We start from the raw sequence: 22320 nt of genomic DNA, 5'->3' as shown, positions 1-22320 counted from the left end.
ATCAGTCCGGTGAATCAGGCCGTTCACCTTATCACCGGGCTGTAAAGAATTCGCCGGGATTACCCTACCAAATCCTGTAGTGCCTCTTCCAGATCGTGCCAGCGAAAGGCGAATCCGGCGGCTTCAAGCCGTCTGGGTAACGCACGTTGTCCGCCCAGTACCAGCACCGACGATTCGCCCATGATGAGACGTACGGCAGTTGCCGGCGCACGCAAAATAGCGGGTCGGTGCAATACCCGCCCCAGGGTATGGGCGAATTGTTCGTTGCGTACCGGATAGGGCGAAACCATGTTGAACGGGCCACGGAGATCGTTATCCAGCAGCCAGAGAATGGCATTGGCCATATCATCAATATGGATCCACGCCAGGTATTGCCGTCCATTTCCTACAGGACCCCCGAGTCCGACGCGAAACAGGGGCAGCAGCTTTGCCAGCATTCCTCCATCGCGGGACAGCACCGCACCGGTTCGCAGCAGGCAGATGCGGGTTTTATCACTTTGCGCGCCGCAGGCAATCTGCTCCCACTGGCTGCATAGCTTGTGGGTAAATTCGTTATGCGGAGGTTCTTCCTCGTTCACCACCACCTCACCTGAATCGCCATAATAACCGACCGCTGAACCTGAAATGAAAACGTCTGGCGGAGTATCGCTGGCCTTTATCAGATCAACCAGCTGCTGGGTGATGTCCCAGCGGCTACGGCATAAACGCTGTTTTTGCGCGTCGGTCCAGCGTTTATCGGCAATGGGTTCACCGGCCAGATTAATCACGGCATCAATCGTGTTGAGATTGGTCTGGTCTTTCAGGCCTTTCCAGTATGTTACACGCTCGCCAAAGTGTTGCCGCGCTTTCTGGGGATCGCGGGTAACCAGCGTTACAGTATGGTTAAGCTCCAGTAAACGAGGAACGAGATAGCGACCAATCAGGCCGGTCCCGCCAGTAAGCAGAATGTTCATACCCTCTCCATGATGGGCTTAGCGTTGCCAGCTCAGGGTGATTGAAACAGAGTCGGCGTAGCGTAGCGCATGAGGTTTATCGATCTCTACCTCTGCCCGGGTCACCCACGGGTGCTCACAGGCGAGGTCGAGCACGTCCTGAGTTAATTTCTCCAGCAGCGAAAAACGCTGGCTTTCCACATACTGAATGATGCGTTTAACGATCGTCCGATAGTTGAGCGCATCGTTAATATCCTCACTTGCCCGCGCCCGCTCAGCCGGATAATGAATCACAACGTTAATCACAATATCCTGGCGATTGGCAATCTCGTCCTCTTTGATGCCAATAAAGGTGCGCAAGCGCAGATTTTTTATCCGAATAATGGCCTGTGATTGCGGCATTATGACTTCCTTTTTGATACCGTTTTTTATCATCTCGAAAAGCAAACTGACAGCGATGCCGCTAGACCGGCTGCGCCAGCTGAAGCGCTTTTTGCGTCGCCGGACGCCGTAAAATACGCTGATACCAGTTATTGACTGCCGGATAGTTATTCAAATCAATACGCTGCCGCTGGGCAGAGTGTACCCACGGCCAGCAGGCCATATCCGCAATACTGTAGTGTTCACCACCAAGCCACGGCGAGTTTCCCAGCCGTTTATTAAGCACGCTATACAGGCGCTGGGTCTCAACCTGATAGCGTTCAATGGCATAAGGAACGGGTTGCGGAGCAAAATGATTAAAGTGGTGATTCTGACCGAGCATCGGCCCCAGTCCGCTCACCTGCCAGAATAGCCACTGTAGCGTAGTATGACGCTCACGCAGTTCACCGCTCAGAAACTGCCCCTGTTTCTCCGCCAGATAAAGCAGGATCTCTCCTGATTCAAACAGGCTCAGAGGTTCGCCGCCGTCAGCAGGCTGGTTATCAACAATGGCCGGGATTTTGTTGTTAGGCGAAATAGCGAGGAAATCAGGACGGAACTGATCGCCCTTACTGATATTGATCCGAATTAACCGATACTCAAGCCCTGCTTCCTCCAGAAAAAGCGTAACTTTATGGCCGTTGGGCGTCGGAGCATAGTAAAGATCAATCATTACTCTTTCCTTTGTTGAGGTCAGCTTATGTTATGAGAAAGTATAGGCGGTCGCGGACAAAGCAGCTTTTATCAAGGCGCGAATTTGTAAAATCTCGTATGATCGAGACGGTCACTAAAGAGGAGAAAACCGCAATGAAACTGATGTTTGCATCGGACATTCATGGGTCGCTTGCGGCGACCGAGAAGGTATTAGCACGTTTTGCTGAAAGCGGTGCCCGCTGGCTGGTCATTCTGGGTGATATTCTTAACCACGGTCCGCGCAATGCGCTGCCGGAACGCTATGCGCCTGCGGAGGTTGCGGTTCGGCTCAACGAGCAGGCCGAACGCATTATTGCCGTGCGCGGCAACTGCGACAGTGAAGTAGACCAGATGCTATTAACCTTCCCGATAATGGCCCCGTGGCAGCAAGTGTTAACCGATGAACAGCGGCTGTTTCTGACGCATGGACACCTGTTTGGTGCCGATAATCTGCCGCCATTGTCACCAGGAGATATCCTGGTTTACGGCCATACGCATCTGCCAGTGGCGGAAAAACGTGACGGCATCTACCATTTTAATCCTGGCTCGGTGAGTATTCCCAAAGGCGGTAATGAAGCCAGTTATGGTATTTTTGATAACCATGTCTTACGTGTTATCGCACTCAATGATCAACGGGTGATTGCAGAAATCGCGATTAATCCGTAATTTACCCGTCAACCATAAACGCGCCTTAAGAGCGCTTGTAAGAGAAGGTTTTCTGATGGTGGAGCAAACGCATTTGGCAGATATGGAGTGGGTGGACATTGTCAACGAAGACAATGAGGTCATCGCGCAGGCGAATCGTGCTCAAATGCGCGCGCAGTGCCTACGTCACCGGGCAACCTATATTGTTGTTCATGACGGGATGGGTAAGATCCTGGTGCAGCGCCGTACCGAAAGCAAAGACTTTATGCCGGGGATGCTGGACGCCACCGCAGGCGGCGTCGTACAGGCCGATGAAGGTATGTTAGAAGCCGCACGTCGTGAGGCAGAAGAGGAGCTGGGTATTGCTGGCGTACCCTTTGCCGAGCATGGGCAGTTCTATTTTGAAGACAAACATTGCCGGGTCTGGGGCGGGCTGTTTAGCTGCGTTTCACATGGGCCGTTCGCGCTACAGGAAGATGAAGTGAGCGAAGTATGCTGGATGGAGCCTGCGGAAATTACCGCCCGCTGCGATGAATTCACCCAGGATTCGTTAAAAGCGCTGGCCCTGTGGATGACCCGCAATGCCAGTAACGAAGCGTCAAAGCTGGAAGTGACAGAGTAGTCGTTTATCCCTTTCATTTCATTGCCCTGAACAGACCCTTGCGCGACGAGAGTATCGCGAGGGTCTTTTTCCTCTCTCTCTTTTGCATCCATTAACATCAGTAATACCCTGCCTGTTGATCATTTCCGCTGATTTATTCTTACCTGGCCGAATGCCCATCAGCCAATTTTCAGACCAGATAAAGAGTTACCCCGTTTTTTAGGGGTTGTTGTCATCTGTTTTGTCCGTATTCTAAAACGTTGCGCTAAAAGTTGCCCGACGCCAAAAAAGGACGTAGAGACATGCAGTCTGCTATTCAGCTCACCCCTGAACAAACATTTGATTTCCTTCTTAACGTTGCCATTACTCGACCGGTTTTCCTGTGGGGAGCGCCGGGAATTGGTAAAAGTGCGCTGGTCAGACGCTTCGCTGATGAAGTCGGTATGGAGTGCGTTTCACTCCTTGGAAGCCAGCTGGCCCCGGAAGATCTTCTCGGTATTCCACAAATTGACGGTCAGTGCTCGCGTTTTTATCCTCCTGCCAATATTGTTCGTCAAAAGCCCTTTGTGCTGTTTCTGGATGAGCTCAATGCCTCGTCGCATGAAATTCAGAAAGCGTTTTACTCCCTGATCCTTGAGCAGCGTATTGGGGAGTACCGTCTTCCGGAGGGCACCGTGGTTATCGGCGCCGGGAACCGGGCCAAAGATGCTGCGATTGTCAAGCCGATGCCGTCAGCGCTGATTAACCGTATGGTACATGTTCATCTGCGAGCCGATCACCGTCAGTGGCTGCACTGGGCGATTAATGAGGCGGGCCTTCATCCGTGGGTGGTGGAATATATCCAGCTGCGTCCGGATCAGCTGTGGAATGAGCCGCCGAAACATGAAGAACCCTTTTCCACGCCGCGTAGCTGGCATATGTTGTCTGATGCGCTTTTCTCATTTGGCGATGAAATACCCGTTGAAATGCTTGAAGCGCTGATTTACGGGCTGCTCTCGCCAGCCCATGCTGGCAGCTTTAAAGGTTTTGTGAAGCAAATTCGCCAGAAGCATACCATTACAGCCATTCTAAAAGGTGATGCGGCCTGGCCGGACGATCCTGCCGATCGCGATGTCCTCTATTTCCTGGCACAGTCGTTTCGTTCGCATTTGTATAAGGAGTTGCCTGTCGAGGATCAATCTTTGCGCAGCGAGCATAAGCGGCTGGCGATACAGGCCAAAGACAGCCTGAAAACGCTGGCGCGTATTAGCGTCGAAATTGCCCAGTCGGTGATGAGTGAAGATGAAAACGGTAAAAAACTGCCTGCCTGGTTTTTGATTGAAGTCGCGCGTGATTTGCCTCGTCTGGCGGCAAGAGCGAAGTCATCATGAGTAAAGCGGCACGTAACCCCGCGCTTGACGCCTGCAAAGCAGGCCTTGAGATGGTGATGAAACATCCGCTGTTCGCGCCGATAGGGGCGCGGATCTATAAGCAATTCGATACTGGCCATGCGTATGTTTCTTCAAAAGGCTGGGTGAGTATTGGCGATAATGGCTACCTGTGGCTTAACGCCAAACGTCATGCCACTCCGGCGCAGTGGGCACGGATGATCGCGCAGGCGCTTTCCGCCCTCGGTTTTGGCCTGATTCGCGATCCCGCACCGCATTCATCTCAACAATGGGACCTGGCGGTGCTGATTGCGATGATGCGTTTTTGCGAAGAGTTGAAAATTGGCCCCCTGCCTGACGAACTTCAGTCTTTTCCTTTTCCCGAGGGAAACCATGCCGATGCAGATGCGCTTTTCCGTCAGATCCGTGAAGAGGGTATTGCTGAAGAATTGTCTCAATGGCAACGGCGGTATTGCGGTGATGCTAAAAGCTGCTTTTATATCAGCGCGCCGCGGGCTAACCGCTATACCTCTCCGCCTGACTGGAAAATGCTGCTGGCGGAAGGGCTGAGTCATAGCGTCAGTGTGGCGCTGGAGCAGGTCGGTGGATATCAATCTTCCGATCATACCGCCTATAAAATGAGCGCGGCGCAGAAAGCACGCCAGCAAATTATGACTCTCTACCCGTTATTGGGCGCGCTGGCGGCCAGCTTTGATATCGAAGAAGATGGTCAGCTTTGTAGCCAGTACGACATTGCTGTGGCGGCTATTGATGTCAGTATCCGCAAAATCTGGATTAATCCTCATGCCCGCCTCAACAAAGATGAACTGGTCTTCGTGTTCGCTCATGAACTGCTCCATGCCGGACTCAACCACGCTTCACGGCGTCGGGGGCGCGATCCCGAACTGTGGAATGTCGCCTGCGATTTCATCATTAACGACTGGCTGATCCAGATGCAGGTCGGGACGCCGCCGGACCTGGGAATGCTGTACGATCCCCAGTTCAGCGCCATGTCTGCAGAGGAGATTTACGACGCACTGGCACAAAACATGCGTCAATCGCGCAAGTTAATCACCCTGCGCGGCCGGGCGGGCGGTGATATTCTGGTTGAGGAGGCGGAAAGTCAGTTTACTGATGCGGAAGCGTGGTGTCGGCGGGCGCTCTATCAGGGGCTGGACCGCTGCCTGTACGCGCCGATGCGCGGCACCCTTCCACTAGGGCTTATTGAGGAAATTCGCAGTCTTGCACAGCCGCCGATCCCGTGGGACGTCGCGCTCGCCGAGTGGTTTGATGAACATTTTCCGCCCCCTGAACAGCGGCGCAGTTATGCGCGACCCTCACGTCGTCAAAGCGCTACGCCTTCTATTCCGCGCCCGGCAGTCATTAAACCCACCGAAGACGAGCGCCGCTCACGGGTATTTGGTGTGATTCTTGATACTTCAGGCTCTATGGATCCTCAGCTGCTGGGTAAGGCGCTGGGCGCAATTGCCAGCTATTCCCTGGCGCACGAGGTTTTTGCCGTGCGCTTTATTTGCTGCGATGCCAGAGCCTGGGATCGCGGATGGGTGCCGCCCGAGCAGTTGCTCAACCATTTCACCATTCAGGGGCGCGGTGGCACCATTTTGCAGCCGGGCGTCGATATGCTGAATGGTATGGCACTGAAAGGCGATTTCCCCAAAGGAGGACCGGTTCTGATCATCACCGATGGCTACTGTGAGGAGCATATTAGCGTTACGATGGAACACGCGTGGCTATTACCGCAGGGACGACGATTGCCATTTGTACCGCGCGGGAAGATTTTCCAGCTGAGCTGACAGGGAAATATCTTGTTTATCCGCGCATGTTAAACGTTGCGTGTTATTTTTGCTTAATTCAGTTCTTTTAATGCGCAACATTAGCTTCAGCATACCTGATAATCAAGCCTCATTTTAAAAGTAATTATATGAGGCTATTTATGATCATCACTAAAGATATTATTATTGACGGTAATTTCGAAAAAATTAATACCGTGGACTGGATACTTTCAGGTCCAACGCAGGTCCACTACGAAGAAAGCAACCAAAACCATTATTGCCAGCTTGAATCAACGGCCTCCATCATGCAAACAATTCCGCTGCAACCAGATACGGAATATACATTGAAGTTTGACTGTCGTGGGCCAGGAGGCGTATTGGTTAATATCCAGAATCTGAAGAATTATCAGGAAATTTTCATGCTGGAATGTAACCGTGATAGAACCACCGAATGGCATACAGAATCATATGTCTTTAAAACGCCCACGGAGCTAAATTCTACTCGACTTTATTTTCAGTGCCTCTGGGATGCACAAGCGGATACGGTTGATGTTGATAATATTGTGCTCGAAGAGACTGTGTTTGAATACCATACTCCGGAATGGATAGACTGGTCCTGGACAAGTGGTAGAAAGGTGGATCGTGTCTATTTTAAAAACCGCGGGGGGGTGGTAAGCCAACACAATGTTTTATATATTGGCGGGGAACTGATGTTTGACTACGGCGTGGTTGAAGCCGGTAAAGAATATGAGTCAGATAACAATATTGACATGCCTGGTTACATAGATCAGCAATTTGTCCTGTATGCTGTCAATGATGCAACGGGTGAAAAATATGTACTGATTGATAAATCAGGTGAAGATATGTATAAACCGGGAAAAATTTATCTTGATGACATTTAACGATCGGACTTAGCCGATGCCGCAGCAATCATGCTGAAGAGGATCTTTTCATTCGGCAAATGAAGGGACCGGCAGCGCCGGGGTAATGGCATATTATCAGGTGCGATGACTTCCGGCCTGCGCCCACTGGCTTAATAACGCATTCAGTTTCGCAGGCTCCAGCGGTTTGCGGAGCACCGATATCCTCTTCTGCTTTCTGCAAAACCGATGAGTTAAACTCACCGCTGACCATCGCACCGCGGGGAAAAGTGTTCCAGTTTAGTTCACCGGCGGTGATATTGTCGCACGCAAGCAATAAACCGAAGGGGTTATTTTTGCATTATTTCGTTCTCTTTGTGCACCACACTAATTTTTACCCGATGTGATAATCAAGGCTCACTTTAACGGAAATAAGAGAGACACATTATGATCATCACTAAAGACATTATTATTGACGGTAATTTCGAAAAAATCGATACCGTGGACTGGGTACTTTCAGGCCCAACGCAGGTCCACTACGAAGAAAGCAACCAAAACCATTATTGCCAGATTGACTCAACGGCCTCCATCATGCAAACAATTCCGCTGCAACCAGATACGGAATATACATTGAAGTTTGGCTGTCGTGGGCCAGGAGGCGTATTGGTTAATATCCAGGATCTGCAGAATTATCAGGAAATTTTCATACTGGAATGTAACCGTGATAGAACCACCGAATGGCATACAGAATCATATGTTTTTAAAACGCCCACGCAGCTAAATTCTACTCGACTTTATTTTCAGTGCCTCTGGGATGCACAAGCGGATACGGTTGATATTGATAGTATTGTGCTCGACGAGACTGTGTTTGAATACCATACTCCGGAGTGGGTGGACTGGAGCTCAACGTCTGCTGAGTACCACGATCGCTATTACTTCAAAACCAGAATCGGCGTTATTAACCAACATACAGTGTTATACGTCGGGGAAGCGTTAATGTTCGATTATGGTATTGTGGAAGCCGATAAGGAGTATGTTTCCGATAATAACATCACTGCGCAATATAAACCTGAAATGTTCTCATTGTATGCAGTCGATGATACCACGGGCAAAAAATATCTGCTGACCAGCAATAGTGGTGCCAGTCTGTATCAAGGTGGAAAAATTTATCCTAAAGATATGTAATGGATTAAGCATACTGCAATCAATGCCCGGCTGCGATAACGACCCTTACGTAACCAGGCATTATTACATTACAATTAACAGCCCTAATCATTATGCGCGCAGCCATCAGCCCGCATCCACTGGCTTAATAACGCATACAGTTTCGCCGGCTCCAGCGGTTTACGCAGCACCAGATAGCCATCCTCTTCTGCTTCCTGCAAAACCGGCGAATTAAACTCGCCGCTGACCATTGCACCGCTGATGTCTGGCAGACGCTCAAACAGGGCTCTGAGAATATCAAAACCGCTTTCACCGGATCGTAAACGCTGATCGCACAACACGGCGAACGGGACGAAGCCTTCATCAATAATAGCGAACGCTTCTGTGGCAGAGGCCGCACAGCGAACGGTAATTCCCCATGCGCTAAGCAAACTTTCCCAGGCCGAGGTGACCAGCGGATCGTCATCAATAATCAGACAGCCGCCGCTGAGTGGATCATAGCGGCTGATGGCTGGAGATGTTTCCCATTCAGCTGCATGTGCGGGCTGTTTTACATCTCCGTCATAGCGGGTAAAGCGCATCCAGAAGCGTGACCCTTTTCCTTCAACTGATTCCATTCCGTATTTCACATTCATCATTCTTGCGCAGCGTGCCACCACTGCCAGTCCCAGTCCGTGTCCGGCGCTGTCAATTTTCCAGGCCAGCTCTGGACGGTAATAGGGAGAAAAAATTTTGTTTTTCTCTCCATCGGCAATGCCTACGCCGCTGTCCCACACTTCCACCAGACAGTCTGTGCCGCGAGGACGAATCGCCACCAGCACGCCCCCACGCTGGGTATAGCGCAGGGCGTTTTGTATTAAGTTGATCAGCGACTGTCTCACCAGTAGCGGATCGCCCATCACATAAATACGCTGTCTGGGCTGCCAGAGACGTAATACCAGCGAACGACTTTTCGCCTCCTCGCGAAACAACGCCATCGCCGAGGTAAGTAAGGCGCTAATGTCGAGATGAGTGGTGGAAATGCGGGTGTTTCCGGATTCAATTTTGCTCAGGTCCAGCAGCGAGTTAAACATCAGATGAACTGAACGCACGCTCTGTTGTAGATCCAGAAGCTGCGGCATCAGCGTATCATCACGGTTTTTATGAATAATAGCTTCAATAAGAAAGCCCATAGCATGGACCGGCTGACGTAGATCGTGGCTGGCGGTAGTCAGAAACTGGTTTTTATCCAGTAATGCTTGCTCGGCTTCTTCTTTCGCCTGGCGAAACTGCTCGGCCAGGCGAGAACTTTTTTCTTCAAGCAGCGCCTGCTGAATAAAAAATGCATGTGACGTTAGGGCGTGGCGATAAATTGCAAAACCATACAATAAGTTCAGCATCAGGACGATAGCCATCATATCATCCAGTCGCCAGAGAATACCGAGGCTCAGTACGCCCCAGGAGGCGAAAAAAAAGCGCGTGAAGGTGCTGATGACCGGTGTCAGATGCGTTGCATTGGCGGCGACAATGGCAGCAATACTAATATTGAGCAGCAGGAAAAAGTCAAAGTTATGGATCTGCGGGGTAATTAAATAGAGAGAGGAGATACCTATCCCGTGTACAAACGCGACATTATTAACGCGCGGTAGCCAGCGGCGTAATACCCTATCTTCGTTACTCTCTTTAACAGCGCGCTGGTACCGACGATGCCATATTCTGATGGCGACAGCGCACAGTAAATACACTATTATCCAGCTAATTATCGGCTTTAGCGTATGTCCCAGTAAATAAATCCAGATAGCGAAAGGAATGCCAACAAACGGCACGGCTGTAAAGCTGAATACCAGACGGATGAAGGTGTTATCGAGCATACGAATTTGCGCGTGTGCCGAAATACCTTCATGTTGTAAATTCTGCGAAAAAATCATTTTGACTGGCCACGCTTGCTGTGCAGCAGAGTAATAACCTCAACCCGGCTATTTACTCCCATTTTTTTTAGAATATTGCTGATGTGCTCTTTTACCGTGGGTTCGGAAATAGAGAGCTGCAAGGCGATTCGCTTATTCGGCAAGCCGCGCATCATCATGTTTAACACGTCTATTTGCCGTGGCGTTAAGTTAAATTCCTGCAAAAAACCAGAGTCAATAATAACACTCTCTTTGTGTGCTGCGGGAAACCATTCTTTATTATTTCTCAGCGCGTTAACTGCTCTGGAAAATAATTCAGGCGGCTCGTTTTTCAACACAAATCCGTGCCCTCCAGCCATTTGTACCTTTAACCACAGATCGTTGTTTTCATCGCCGCTAACGACCAGTAAGCGCACCCGCGGATAAAGACTTTTGATCTCTTTAAGTAATTTTAAAGCGGTACCAGAAGATAGCCAAAAATCAATCACCAATAATAGTGGGGGGCCGTACTCGCGAATATGGCGATAACAATTTTCCTCGGTTGTCACCACACAGGCTTTTTTAAATTGGCAATGTGTACTGAGGAAATTAGCAATACCGCTGGCGACAAGCGGATGGTCATCAACGACCAGCGCATACTCTTGCTGCAAAGGCCACTCCTTTTGAATTTGGCCTCAGAAGAGGCTGATGACTTCTTATTATCTACCTTCCCTACTTTAGGAGGGTTTTTTCAATTAGGAAAGACAAATATATTATTTGAGGATCTTGATAAGAGAAAACATAAAGCCATTCAGTGTCATGAACTGTCTGGTTATAAAGGATAATTTATGAAAAAAACACTTGCCGTCTTAACCGTTACGATGCTGCTGACCGGTTGCTCAACAATGAAAACCGATCAGGCTGTTCCACTGCTTCAGGCAGAAACGGCCAAAATGCTGGGCCTCGGATCGTCAGATGAAATTATCGTGACCAATGTGAATGGGGAACAGCCTGATGCGCTCGGCGGGCAAAAGCTGACATATCGCGCAACCACGGAAAAGGGGCGTATTTTTGACTGCTCCTCGCTAATGATGGCCGGGATTTTAGGTTCGGCACCCACGCTCAGCGCCCCAAGCTGTGTACCTGTGGTTACACATAAATAATGCGTTCCAGGATCGGCCTGGCCGATCTTTTAATTCCTTCAACGCAGCGTAATCTGCTTTCGCTACGTTAAATAGTGCCCTGCAAGCCTGCGTTCGCGAAATACGTTGCTATAGCCGTCAGTGCATCACATTTTTTAAAGCAACGACCTTCGTGATACCACGCTAATTAAATGGAGACAGCACGTGAACACGAATTTCTCACAACCATTAGCGGTTAAAACGCCTCTTTCTAAACTATACCTCGCATTATTTTCTGCACCGTTACTGTTTTTAGGGCCCGCCGATATGGCTCGCGCTGATGATGCCATTTTTGATGGTGAATCAACGGTGAGCGAATCACTGGGCTATACCGGAAATGTGTATGTTGGTCGTAATCAAAGCGGGAATCTGCTTATCGATAATGGCAAAATTACCGCGTATAACATTAATATCGGTCGTGTTTCCAACGGTCAAATTCATGACAGCAGCGTGACAGTTAAAGGGCCGAATGGCGAATTAAACGCGGTTAACGATCAATACGTGTTGCGCGGTGATTTAAATTTAGGACTGGCCACATTACGTGTCGAAGAGGGCGCGCTGGCCAGCGCGAAGGAAATCGTGGTGGGTGCTAACCGGGGCTACGATAGCCACCTGATTGTCACGGGGCCAGGCTCCAGAGTCACCAGTAACTTCCTGAGTGTCGGCATCGATTTAGGCGCGCGCTCGACCGTGTTGATTGAAGATGGTGCGGTGTTGACCACCGCCAATGAAGCGCGGATTGGCAGCGGTTCCGGGCCAGATGATACTGACGCCCTAAGTCCGAAAGCCACGGTAACCGGTAATAATTCGCAGTGGAACGTGACTAACGCGCTGGCTCTTAATGGCGACCTCGACGTCCTGAATGGCGGTGCGGTCAATGTCGGTAACATTCAGGTTGCAGGCGTCTCCGGATCGGGTAGAACGGCTGAGTTGTATATTGCCGGGGAAGGCGCACGTCTTTCCAGCGCCGGCACGGTCAATGTCGGCGATTACGGTAATGGCGTACTGTCGGTAGCAGATGGCGGGGTATTCTCCGCAGGCAGTAACGCGCTGGTCTTGGGAACGACAAGCTCCGGCTCCAACCGTGGCGTGCTGATCGTGGGCAGTCGGGGAAATCTGGATACCGGCACCGGGCTGACTGAGCCAACGCTCGGAGCCGCAGGCGGTGTAGGGGTTATCGATCCACAAACCGCGATCGATTTGCGCGGCGGACTGTTCGGCAGCTATGTCTATTTCAATCACACTGCCGACAATTATGATTTTAGTAACACCATGACCGGTGAAGGTGATGTCATCAACACGGCCGGACAGACCACCTTAAGCGGCGATCTTACCGGGCTTAAGGCTAATGTTGCGGCGCGCGGCGGTAAAATTATTATCGCCGGCGATATCAATACTCAGCCAGAAGATAATCTTTTTGATGTACAAACGCTGAGCGCGGAGAGCGGCGGTACGCTAATCCTTAATGGCACCGCCGGTTCCGATGTCAGTAATGGGGTGGGCTACAGCAGCGCCGCCTCAATTAAGTCTGGCGGCACGCTCGGCGGTAACGGGACGCTGGGGCAGACGGAGATCCTGTCCGGCGGTCATATTTCTCCTGGCGACGGTAATATCGGTACGCTGACCCTGAAGCGCTACCTTAATTTTATCGGTGAGTCGTTTTATGACGTTGATATCGCAGGGGATGGCCGAAGCGACCAGCTGTTAGTCGACGGAAAGACCACTATCAGTGAGCAGGCAAAAGTGCAGGTGAATGCGCTGGATCCGCAGACCAGTTATCAAACCGGACAGCGCTATCGCATCCTGACGTCAAATGGCGGCATTGACGGTCAGTTTGCTTCTGTCCTCTCCCGTTCCGCATTCCTTGACGTGGCGCTGGACCAGAGTGCAAACGCCGTTGATTTAACGATTGCGCAAAAAGAGGCGGGCGGTGAAGATCCGGGTACCGGTAACCCGGGTGGCGGCGATCCGGGCGGTGAGGATCCGGGCACCGGCAACCCGGGTAACGGCGATCCGGGCGGTGAGGATCCGGGCACCGGCAACCCGGGTAACGGCAATCCGGGCGGTGAAGATCCGGGTACCGGTAACCCCGGTAACGGCAATCCGGGTGGTGAAGATCCCGGTAACGGCAATCCCGGCACCGGCAACCCCGGTAACGGCAATCCTGGCGCCGGTAATCCGGGCAGCGGCAAGCCGGGTATTTTCCAGACCGTGGCTGAAACTGATAACCAGTGGAATACCGCAGGCGCGCTCTCAACCCTGACGCAAAGCGGGCCGTCTCTGGCGCTGTACAACTCACTGTTGCTGTTAAGCGCGCCTGAAGCGCGTGACGCTTTTAATCAGCTTTCCGGTGAGGCTTATCCTTCCATGCAGTCGAACCTGATCGCCGGTAGCAGTAAAGTGCTTAACGTCCTGAATCAGCGAATGCTGCGCGTTTTTGATAATGATGCGCTGCCGGTCCCGCCGATGGCGATGTCGCTGGTTCAGTCGGCAGACGATCGGAACAATGGCGTCTGGGGCCAGACCTTTGGCTCGTGGAATAAAAACGATGGCGATGGTAATACCGGTAAGCTGGACGGCAGTACGACCGGTTTCCTGATCGGCGCTGACCGCAAGCTCGACGATCGCGACGTGCGCATCGGCGGCTATTTTGGCTACAGCCGTGGCGATTACGATGTCGACAGTCGTCGTTCGAGCATCGACAGCGATAACTATCACCTCGGTCTGTATGCCGCAGGACAGCAGGACGCTTTCTCCCTGCGCGGGGCGGTGGGTTACACCTGGCACAAACTCGACGGTGAGCGTAGCGTTGATTTTAACGGTTTCTCCGACCGTCTGCGTTCGGATTACGACGCAAATTCGCTGCTGGCATTCACCGAAGCAGGTTACCGCTTAGGTCAGCCAGAAATGAATATTGAGCCGTTTGTTAACCTGAGTTATGTCCGTTTGCATACTGACAGTTTTAGTGAAAAAGGCGGTGCCGCGGCATTAAACGTGCGCAACAAAACGATGGATACCTTCTTTTCTACCCTCGGCGTGCGTGGCGTAACGGAACTGCCGCAAAACGTGAGTCTCTATGGTTCACTGGGCTGGCAGCACGCGTACGGCGATAAAAAAGCCTCATCGCGGATGGCGTTTGCGGGTAGCGATACCTTTATTACTCAGGGTAATGCGGTAGATGAGGATTCGCTGGTTGGCGATGCCGGTGTCAGCGTGCGGCTGTCACGTACGGCCAGTATTGATCTCGGCTATCAGGGACAATTTGGTTCTGATACCCGTGACAATGCGGTGAATGCCAATATCCGCTGGTCGTTCTGATCCTTTTCACATGATAAAAAAGGCCGCAACGTTAACCGTTGCGGCCTTTTTTTAATTAGCGAACAGGTTAGTCCTGCTGGGAAGACTGGATCGCCGTCAGCGCGATGGTATAGACGATATCGTCAACCAGTGCGCCACGAGACAGGTCATTCACCGGCTTGCGCATACCCTGTAGCATTGGCCCGATAGAGATCAGGTCCGCAGAACGCTGTACCGCTTTGTAGGTGGTGTTACCGGTGTTCAGATCCGGGAAGATGAACACGGTCGCACGACCCGCAACCGGAGAGTTCGGTGCTTTAGATTTTGCCACGTCGGCCATTACCGCAGCGTCATATTGCAGCGGGCCGTCGATCATCAGGTCAGGACGTTTTTCCTGTGCCAGACGAGTCGCTTCACGTACTTTCTCTACATCGCTACCTGCACCAGACGTACCGGTGGAGTAGGAGAGCATCGCCACGCGCGGCTCAATACCAAAGGCAATCGCCGAGTCGGCAGACTGGATGGCGATTTCGGCCAGCTGTTCAGCGGTCGGATCCGGGTTGATCGCACAGTCACCGTAAACGTAAACCTGTTCCGGCAGCAGCATGAAGAACACAGAAGACACCAGCGAGCTGCCCGGTGCGGTTTTGATAAGCTGCAGCGGCGGACGAATGGTATTGGCGGTGGTGTGAACCGCACCGGATACCAGACCGTCAACTTCGTTCTGCTCCAGCATCAGCGTACCCAGCACCACGTTGTCTTCCAGCTGTTCACGGGCAACGGCTTCGGTCATGCCTTTGCTCTTACGCAGCTCAACCAGGCGAGCCACGTAGCTTTCACGTACCACTTCCGGATCGACGATTTCGATACCAGCGCCCAGTTCTACGCCCTGAGCCGCAGCAACGCGGGTGATTTCATCTGGATTACCCAGCAGCACACAGGTTGCGATGCCGCGCTCGGCACAGATTGCCGCCGCTTTAACAGTACGCGGCTCGTCGCCTTCCGGCAGAACAACACGTTTACCTGCTTTACGCGCAAGCTCGGTCAGCTGGTAACGGAACGCTGGCGGAGACAGGCGGCGGCTGCGTTCTGACGTCGCGGTCAGAGACTCGATCCAGTCGGCATTGATATAGCTGGCAACGTATTCCTGAACTTTTTCAATGCGCTCATGGTCATCAACCGGCACTTCCAGGTTGAAGCTTTGCAGGCTCAGAGAGGTCTGCCAGGTGTTGGTGTTCACCATGAATACCGGCAGGCCAGTGGCGAAAGCACGTTCGCACAGTTTGCTCACGCGGGGGTCCATCTCGTAAGCACCGGTCAGCAGGATGGCACCGATTTCCACGCCGTTCATGGCAGCCAGGCATGCAGCAACCAGCACGTCAGGACGGTCAGCGGAAGTTACCAGCAGGGAGCCTGCGCGGAAGTGTTCCAGCATGTGCGGAATGCTGCGGGCACAGAAGGTCACAGACTTCACGCGGCGGGTGTTGATGTCGCCTTCGTTAATTACGGTCGCGTTCAGGTGACGTGCCATATCGATAGCGCGGGTTGCGATCAGATCGAAGCTCCACGGTACCGCGCCGAGAACCGGCAGGGTGCTGTTATTCTGCAACTGTGCCGGGTCGATTTTCACAACCTGCGCTTTGTTGGAGTCGTCGAAAATCTCGGACAGATCGGGACGGGTACGGCCCTGTTCATCAACGGGCGCGTTCAGCTTGTTCACGATAACGCCGGTCACGTTGGCGTTTTTCGCGCCGCCGAAGCTGCTGCGAGTCAGTTCCATACGCTCTTTCAACTGCTCTGGCGTGTCGGTGCCCTGAGACATAACAAACACGATTTCGGCGTTCAGCGTTTTGGCGATTTCATAGTTCAGCGATTGTGCAAACTGATGTTTACGCGTCGGGACCAGACCTTCAACCAGAACGACTTCAGCGTCTTTGCTGCTTTCGTGGTAGTTAGCGATAATCTCTTCCATCAGCACATCTTTCTGATTGCTGGAGAGCAGAGACTCAACGTGGCTCATTTTTAGCGGTTCAGCCGCTGGCAGGCCAGAGTTGGTACGCACAATCGTGGTGGTCTGGTCTGGCGCATCGCCGCCGGCACGCGGTTGAGCAATAGGCTTAAATACGCTCAGGCGCACGCCTTTACGTTCCATCGCACGGATCACGCCAAGGCTGACGCTGGTCAGGCCGACGCTGGTTCCGGTTGGGATGAGCATAATAATACGGGACACGGTTTATCCTCTTTGGTTACCACCCGGTTCGGGCGGGAGATAAAACAGCACCGCCAGCGTTGGCTGGCGGTGGAGTGAATCAGGCAGTCAGACGGCTGGCGTCTTGAGCGATGACCAGTTCTTCATTCGTCGGGATCACAACCGCAGGGCGGGTGCCTTCCTTGTTAATGAAACCGGTGTTACCAAAGCGAGCGGCCAGGTTGCGCTCGTGGTCAACTTCGAAGCCCAGAACGCCCAGTTTGCCCAGAGACAGTTCACGTACCATCGCAGCGTTTTCACCGATACCACCGGTGAAGACAACGGCGTCCAGACGACCGTCCATCAGCGCGGTGTAAGAACCGATGTACTTCGCCAGGCGGTGGCAGTAAACGTCCATTGCACGTTTAGCGTCGGCTTTGGTCTGGTAGTTATCTTCAACATAGCGACAGTCGCTGGTGACTTCGGTCAGACCCAGCAGGCCGGACTCTTTGGTCAGCATTTTGTTGATCTGCTCAATGCTCATGCCCAGAGTATCGTGCAGATGGAAAATAATCGCCGGATCGATATCACCTGAACGGGTACCCATTACCAGACCTTCCAGCGGGGTCAGACCCATTGAGGTGTCAACGCACTGGCCGTTACGGATAGCAGAAACAGAACCGCCGTTACCAAGGTGGCAGGTGATGATGTTCAGCTCTTCTACTGGTTTGTTCAGGATTTTTGCTGCTTCCTGAGTGACGTAGAAGTGGCTGGTGCCGTGTGCGCCGTAGCGACGAACGCCGTGTTCTTTATACAGGCTGTACGGCAGGGCATAGAGGTAAGACTCTTCTGGCATGGTCTGATGGAACGCGGTATCGAATACAGCGACGTTCTTATCTTTCAACTGTGGGAAAGACTTCAGCGCCTCGGCAATACCGATCAGGTGTGCCGGGTTATGCAACGGTGCAAAAGAGGCGGAATCTTTGATACCCTGAATAACAGATTCGTCGATAACGACAGAGCGGGTATACTTCTCGCCGCCATGAACGATACGGTGGCCGATAGCGGTCAACTGTGCGGACAGTTCTGGTTTTTGTGCCAGAATAGTATTAACCATATAGTTCAGCGCTTCGCTGTGAGCGGCACCTGCACCTAAAGCCGCTTCTTGTTTATTGCCGTCCATTTTCCATTTGATACGGGCTTCCGGCAGATGGAAACATTCGGCTAAACCAGAAATGTACTCGTCACCATTTACTGCATCAATGATTGCAAATTTCAGTGAGGAGCTACCGCAGTTCAGAACCAGTACTAACTTACTCGACATGGAAGTACCTATTTATGATACGTGGCTAAAAAAACGTCAGAAGTCTAAGCGTAACGCATGGCGACTCTGATATTTATGATTAACATCATGCTCAAATCAATTTTCAGGCATGATGGAAGAAATTCATAATAGTTTACGTCATTTTGCGCAATATTCAGCCAATAGCTGACGATGCATCAATTTGACAAGCCCGGGAGTAAGCGCTAAGACATCCGGAGCGGGCACAGGATACCTGATACCGGGGTCCCGTGACAAAATGTTTTGAACGATGCCGTACACAGTTGTTGTTTTGCACAGATTTTTTAATTTTTATATGTGAAGTTGAGGTATAGCTATGCCGACACCCGAAATCCGCCCGGCGGGATTTTTTAGCCAGTTTCGTCGTGGCCAGCACTATGCAAAGACATGGCCGATGGAAAAACAGCTGGCGCCGGTTTTTGTTGAAAACCGGGCCATTCGCGCAACGCGTTTTGGCATTCGCATTATGCCGCCCATCGCCATCTTTACCCTGTGCTGGCAAATTGCTCTCGGAGGCCAGTTAGGGCCTGCCGTGGCAACCGCCATTTTTGCCATAAGCCTGCCGATGCAGGGCCTGTGGTGGCTGGGCAAGCGCTCAGCAACGCCGCTACCACCGACTATTTTAAACTGGTTTTATGAAGTGCGTGGAAAACTTCAGGAAGCAGGGCAGGCTCTTGCCCCGGTCGAAGGTAAGCCAGATTACCAGGCGCTGGCTGACACGCTTAAGCGCGCCTTCAAACAACTGGATAAAACTTTTCTGGATGATTTGTAATTACCCCTCAATTACGCATATAAAAGAAGGCACATAAAAAATGTGCCTCTTTTTTTAACGCCGTAAAGTGCCAAAGGAGTCAGAAATGGAAATGACCAACGCTCAACGCCTGATTTTGTCTAACCAGTACAAAATGATGACCATGCTCGACCCTGACAACGCCGAACGCTATCGTCGTCTGCAAACCATTATTGAGCGTGGCTACGGGCTGCAAATGCGCGAGCTGGATCGGGAATTTGGCCAGTTAACCGAAGAAACTTGTCGCGCCATTATCGATATCATGGAGATGTATCACGCGTTGCGCGTCTCCTGGGATAATCTCAAAGATAAAGAAACCATCGATGAACGCCGCGTGACTTTCCTGGGCTTTGACGCGGCCACGGAAGCACGCTATCTCAGCTATGTGCGTTTCATGGTCAACACCGAAGGCCGCTATACCCATTTTGACGCAGGTACTCACGGCTTCAACGCCCAGACGCCTATGTGGGAAAAATACCAGCGTATGTTGAGTGCCTGGCACAACTGCCCTCGTCAGTACCATTTGAGCAGTAACGAAATCAATCAAATCATTAATGCCTGATGGAGGTCGGTGTGCTGTGCAAAGGATTTCTGTTTGATCTGGACGGAACGCTGGTAGACTCGCTTCCCGTAGTGGAACGGTCTTGGTGCCACTGGGCCGATCGGTTTGGCATCGACCATGATGAAATACTGAATTTTATTCATGGCAAACAAGCTATAACCTCGCTACGTCATTTTCTGGCCGGGAAATCCGAGGCGGAAATTCTTGCGGAATTTGCCTATCTTGAGCAACTCGAAGCAACGGATACCGAGGGCATCCGGGCGTTACCCGGCGCGCTGGAACTGCTGAAGACGCTCGAGCAAAACGCTATCCCGTGGGCCATTGTGACCTCAGGTTCGATTCCGGTGGCCCATGCTCGTCACAACGCGGCGGGTCTGCCGATGCCGGCGGTGTTTGTTACCGCCGAGCGCGTCACGCGCGGCAAGCCTGAACCGGATGCTTACCTGCTGGGTGCTGAATTACTTGGCCTGGCTGCGCAAGAGTGCCTGGTGGTCGAAGATGCCGCTGCGGGGGTTCTGTCCGGCCTTGCCGCAGGGTGTCACGTTATGGCGGTCAATGTGCCTCAGGATATGCCGCGTCTTAATGAGGTCGACTTCAATCTCACGACCCTCAGCGGTGTCGCTATACATAAGCAGCCTGATGGCAACATCAGGGTCAGTATTAATCCCTGATCTCATGATTTAGCCCCGCTTCTGCGGGGTTTTTTTATGGCACTATAGCAATTCCCCTGGGCTGACAAGGATGCGTTGTGAACGGTGAATTAATCTGGGTTCTTTGCCTTCTGGCAGTGGCGATCGTCTTATTTGCCACGGGCAGAATTCGTATGGATGCGATCGCATTGCTGGTCATCGTAGCCTTCATTTTAAGCGACACGTTGACCCTTAACGAAGCCTTTTCTGGCTTTAGCGATCCCAACGTTATCCTGATTGCGGCACTGTTTATTATTGGTGACGGACTGGTTCGTACCGGTGTGGCAACCAGCATGGGGGCGTGGCTAATTAACGTTGCGGGCAGTAGCGAAACCAAAATGCTGGTTTATCTTATGCTGACCGTCGCCGGGCTGGGCGCATTTATGAGTTCCACAGGCGTTGTGGCTATTTTTATTCCGGTGGTGTTAAGCGTTGCGACCCGAATGCAAATTTCCCCCTCACGATTAATGATGCCGCTGAGTTTTGCCGGGCTGATCAGCGGCATGATGACGCTGGTCGCCACGCCGCCAAATATGGTGATTAACAGCGAATTATTGCGGGCAGGATTAGGCGGTTTTGGCTTTTTCAGCGTCACGCCGATTGGGCTGGTGGTGCTGTTACTGGGCGTGATTTACATGCTGCTGATGCGTTTTATGTTCAAGGGCGACCAGCAGGATCTGTCGCGGGAGGGGAAGAAGCGTTCCTCTTTTCGCGATTTAATTAAAGCCTACCGGCTGACCGGGCGCGCTCGTCGTTTAGCCATTCGCCCCGGCTCTCCGATGATCGGCCAGCGTCTGGACGATCTCAAGCTGCGCGAGCGCTACGGCGCGAACGTCATTGGCGTCGAGCGCTGGCGGCGTTTTCGCCGGGTGATTGTCAATGTGAATGGCGTCTCCGAATTTCGCGTCGGTGACGTGTTGCTCATTGATATTTCGGCTGCGGATGTCGATTTACGCCAGTTTTGCGGCGAACAGATGCTGGAGCCGATGGTATTACGCGGCGAGTATTTCTCCGAGCAGGCGCTGGATGTCGGTATGGCCGAGATTTCCCTGATCCCCGACTCCGAATGCGTAGGTAAAACGGTGCGTGAAATCGCGTTTCGTACCCGGTACGGTCTGAATATTGTGGGCCTCAGGCGCGACGGAGCCGCCATTGAAGGGCCGGTGGTTGATGAGCCTTTGCAGGTGGGCGACATTATGCTGGTGGTTGGTAACTGGAGACAGATAAGCCAGCTGGCACAAGCCGGGCGTGATTTTGTGGTGCACAATATGCCCATTGAAGAGAGCGAAGCCTCTCCCGCGCACAGTCAGGCTCCACATGCCATATTTTGTCTGGTCCTGATGATCGCCCTGATGCTGACGGACGAAATCCCAAATCCGGTAGCGGCCATTATCGCCTGCCTGCTGATGGCAAAGTTCCGCTGTATTGACGCCGCCAGCGCCTATAAATCGATTCACTGGCCGAGCATTATTCTGATTGTCGGCATGATGCCCTTTGCACTGGCGCTGCAAAAAACCGGCGGTATTGATTTGATCGTGAAAGGTTTGATGGATATCGGCGGGGGCTGGGGGCCCTATTTTATGTCGGTTTGCCTGTTTGTGATGTGCGCGGTGATTGGTCTGTTTATTTCTAACACCGCCACCGCCGTACTGATGGCTCCTGTGGCGCTGGCGGCAGCCCGCTCAATGGACGTTTCGCCGTATCCGTTTGCCATGATGGTCGCCATGGCCGCTTCTGCCGCGTTTATGACGCCGGTATCATCGCCGGTCAATACGCTGGTGCTGGGACCGGGGAAATACCATTTTAGCGATTTCGTTAAAATTGGCGTGCCGTTTACCGTGCTGGTCATGGTGGTTTGCGTGGTGCTGATCCCAATGCTGTTTCCATTCTAAGACCACTAAGATGGACCGCGATGCCCGGTAAAGCGAAGC

At 52.1% G+C, this 22320-nt stretch carries 19 protein-coding genes; 12 read left to right on the top strand and 7 right to left on the bottom strand.

The window, feature by feature from the left end; genetic code table 11:
• Positions 1-59 precede the first annotated feature (59 nt).
• From AC791_RS15910 to yfcG, 3 genes are all read right to left on the bottom strand, one after another.
• Positions 60-953: a TIGR01777 family oxidoreductase gene (locus AC791_RS15910; protein ID WP_049841373.1), complete on the bottom strand. Its 894-nt coding sequence runs from the start codon at positions 951-953 to the stop codon at positions 60-62.
• Between the two features lie 18 nt (positions 954-971).
• Positions 972-1334, bottom strand: coding sequence for a dihydroneopterin triphosphate 2'-epimerase (gene folX / locus AC791_RS15905; protein ID WP_049841372.1), 363 nt, complete (start codon positions 1332-1334; stop codon positions 972-974).
• A 61-nt stretch (positions 1335-1395) separates the two neighbouring features.
• Positions 1396-2025: a GSH-dependent disulfide bond oxidoreductase gene (yfcG, locus tag AC791_RS15900; RefSeq protein ID WP_049841371.1), complete on the bottom strand. Its 630-nt coding sequence runs from the start codon at positions 2023-2025 to the stop codon at positions 1396-1398.
• A gap of 134 nt (positions 2026-2159) precedes the next feature.
• On the opposite strand from yfcG, the gene yfcE reads away from it, so the two are divergent.
• The 6 genes from yfcE to AC791_RS15870 all read left to right on the top strand — a co-directional run bounded on the left by yfcE (position 2160) and on the right by AC791_RS15870 (position 8496).
• The gene (gene yfcE / locus AC791_RS15895) at positions 2160-2711 is read left to right on the top strand and encodes a phosphodiesterase (protein WP_049841663.1); all 552 of its coding nucleotides are present in this window, start codon (positions 2160-2162) and stop codon (positions 2709-2711) included.
• A gap of 55 nt (positions 2712-2766) precedes the next feature.
• A complete protein-coding gene (gene yfcD, locus AC791_RS15890; protein WP_049841370.1) occupies positions 2767-3312 on the top strand; it encodes an NUDIX hydrolase YfcD in 546 nt (181 codons plus the stop codon).
• 281 nt (positions 3313-3593) lie between these two features.
• The gene (locus AC791_RS15885) at positions 3594-4661 is read left to right on the top strand and encodes an AAA family ATPase (RefSeq protein ID WP_049841369.1); all 1068 of its coding nucleotides are present in this window, start codon (positions 3594-3596) and stop codon (positions 4659-4661) included.
• Positions 4658-6472: a DUF2201 family putative metallopeptidase gene (locus tag AC791_RS15880; protein ID WP_049841368.1), complete on the top strand. Its 1815-nt coding sequence runs from the start codon at positions 4658-4660 to the stop codon at positions 6470-6472. Before AC791_RS15885 ends, AC791_RS15880 begins: the two co-directional genes overlap by 4 nt.
• Before the next feature lie 140 nt (positions 6473-6612).
• On the top strand, positions 6613-7353 hold the full coding sequence (locus tag AC791_RS15875) for a carbohydrate binding domain-containing protein (protein WP_049841367.1): 741 nt from the start codon (positions 6613-6615) through the stop codon (positions 7351-7353).
• Positions 7354-7758: 405 nt separating this feature from the next.
• The gene (locus tag AC791_RS15870) at positions 7759-8496 is read left to right on the top strand and encodes a carbohydrate binding domain-containing protein (protein WP_049841366.1); all 738 of its coding nucleotides are present in this window, start codon (positions 7759-7761) and stop codon (positions 8494-8496) included.
• An 83-nt stretch (positions 8497-8579) separates the two neighbouring features.
• On the opposite strand, the gene AC791_RS15865 is transcribed toward AC791_RS15870, so the two are convergent.
• Positions 8580-10382 carry a hybrid sensor histidine kinase/response regulator gene (locus tag AC791_RS15865; RefSeq protein ID WP_049841365.1) on the bottom strand — a complete coding sequence of 601 codons (1803 nt, stop codon included), beginning with the start codon at positions 10380-10382 and terminating at the stop codon, positions 8580-8582.
• Positions 10379-11011 (bottom strand): response regulator transcription factor, encoded by a 633-nt coding sequence (locus AC791_RS15860; RefSeq protein ID WP_049841364.1) that lies wholly within the window; start codon positions 11009-11011, stop codon positions 10379-10381. The genes AC791_RS15865 and AC791_RS15860 overlap by 4 nt, the downstream gene beginning before the upstream one ends.
• A gap of 177 nt (positions 11012-11188) precedes the next feature.
• Between AC791_RS15860 and AC791_RS15855 the strand changes: the two genes are divergently transcribed.
• Together AC791_RS15855 and AC791_RS15850 are read left to right on the top strand one after the other, a co-directional pair.
• Entirely contained in the window at positions 11189-11503 is a 315-nt protein-coding gene (locus AC791_RS15855; protein WP_049841363.1) for a hypothetical protein, read from the top strand.
• Between the two features lie 285 nt (positions 11504-11788).
• On the top strand, positions 11789-14839 hold the full coding sequence (locus tag AC791_RS15850; protein WP_416202302.1) for an autotransporter domain-containing protein: 3051 nt from the start codon (positions 11789-11791) through the stop codon (positions 14837-14839).
• 67 nt (positions 14840-14906) lie between these two features.
• Here the strand turns inward: AC791_RS15850 and pta are convergent, their stop codons facing one another.
• Complete coding sequence (gene pta / locus AC791_RS15845) at positions 14907-17048, bottom strand: phosphate acetyltransferase (RefSeq protein WP_049841361.1); 2142 nt, start codon at positions 17046-17048, stop codon at positions 14907-14909.
• Positions 17049-17127: 79 nt separating this feature from the next.
• A complete protein-coding gene (gene ackA / locus AC791_RS15840; protein WP_049841360.1) occupies positions 17128-18330 on the bottom strand; it encodes an acetate kinase in 1203 nt (400 codons plus the stop codon).
• A gap of 334 nt (positions 18331-18664) precedes the next feature.
• Between ackA and yfbV the strand changes: the two genes are divergently transcribed.
• The 4 genes from yfbV to AC791_RS15820 all read left to right on the top strand — a co-directional run bounded on the left by yfbV (position 18665) and on the right by AC791_RS15820 (position 22281).
• A complete protein-coding gene (yfbV, locus tag AC791_RS15835; RefSeq protein ID WP_049841359.1) occupies positions 18665-19120 on the top strand; it encodes a terminus macrodomain insulation protein YfbV in 456 nt (151 codons plus the stop codon).
• Positions 19121-19205: 85 nt separating this feature from the next.
• Entirely contained in the window at positions 19206-19700 is a 495-nt protein-coding gene (locus AC791_RS15830) for a YfbU family protein (protein ID WP_049841358.1), read from the top strand.
• 11 nt (positions 19701-19711) lie between these two features.
• The gene (locus AC791_RS15825) at positions 19712-20371 is read left to right on the top strand and encodes a sugar phosphatase (protein ID WP_049841662.1); all 660 of its coding nucleotides are present in this window, start codon (positions 19712-19714) and stop codon (positions 20369-20371) included.
• Positions 20372-20448: 77 nt separating this feature from the next.
• Positions 20449-22281, top strand: a complete 1833-nt coding sequence (locus AC791_RS15820) for an SLC13 family permease (RefSeq protein ID WP_049841357.1) — start codon at positions 20449-20451, stop codon at positions 22279-22281.
• Positions 22282-22320: the final 39 nt, after the last annotated feature.

The organism is Klebsiella sp. RIT-PI-d (assembly GCF_001187865.1).
Lineage (GTDB): Bacteria > Pseudomonadota > Gammaproteobacteria > Enterobacterales > Enterobacteriaceae > Superficieibacter.
Note: the sequence above shows the minus strand (reverse complement) of the source record. Positions and strands in the feature narration are given on the sequence as shown.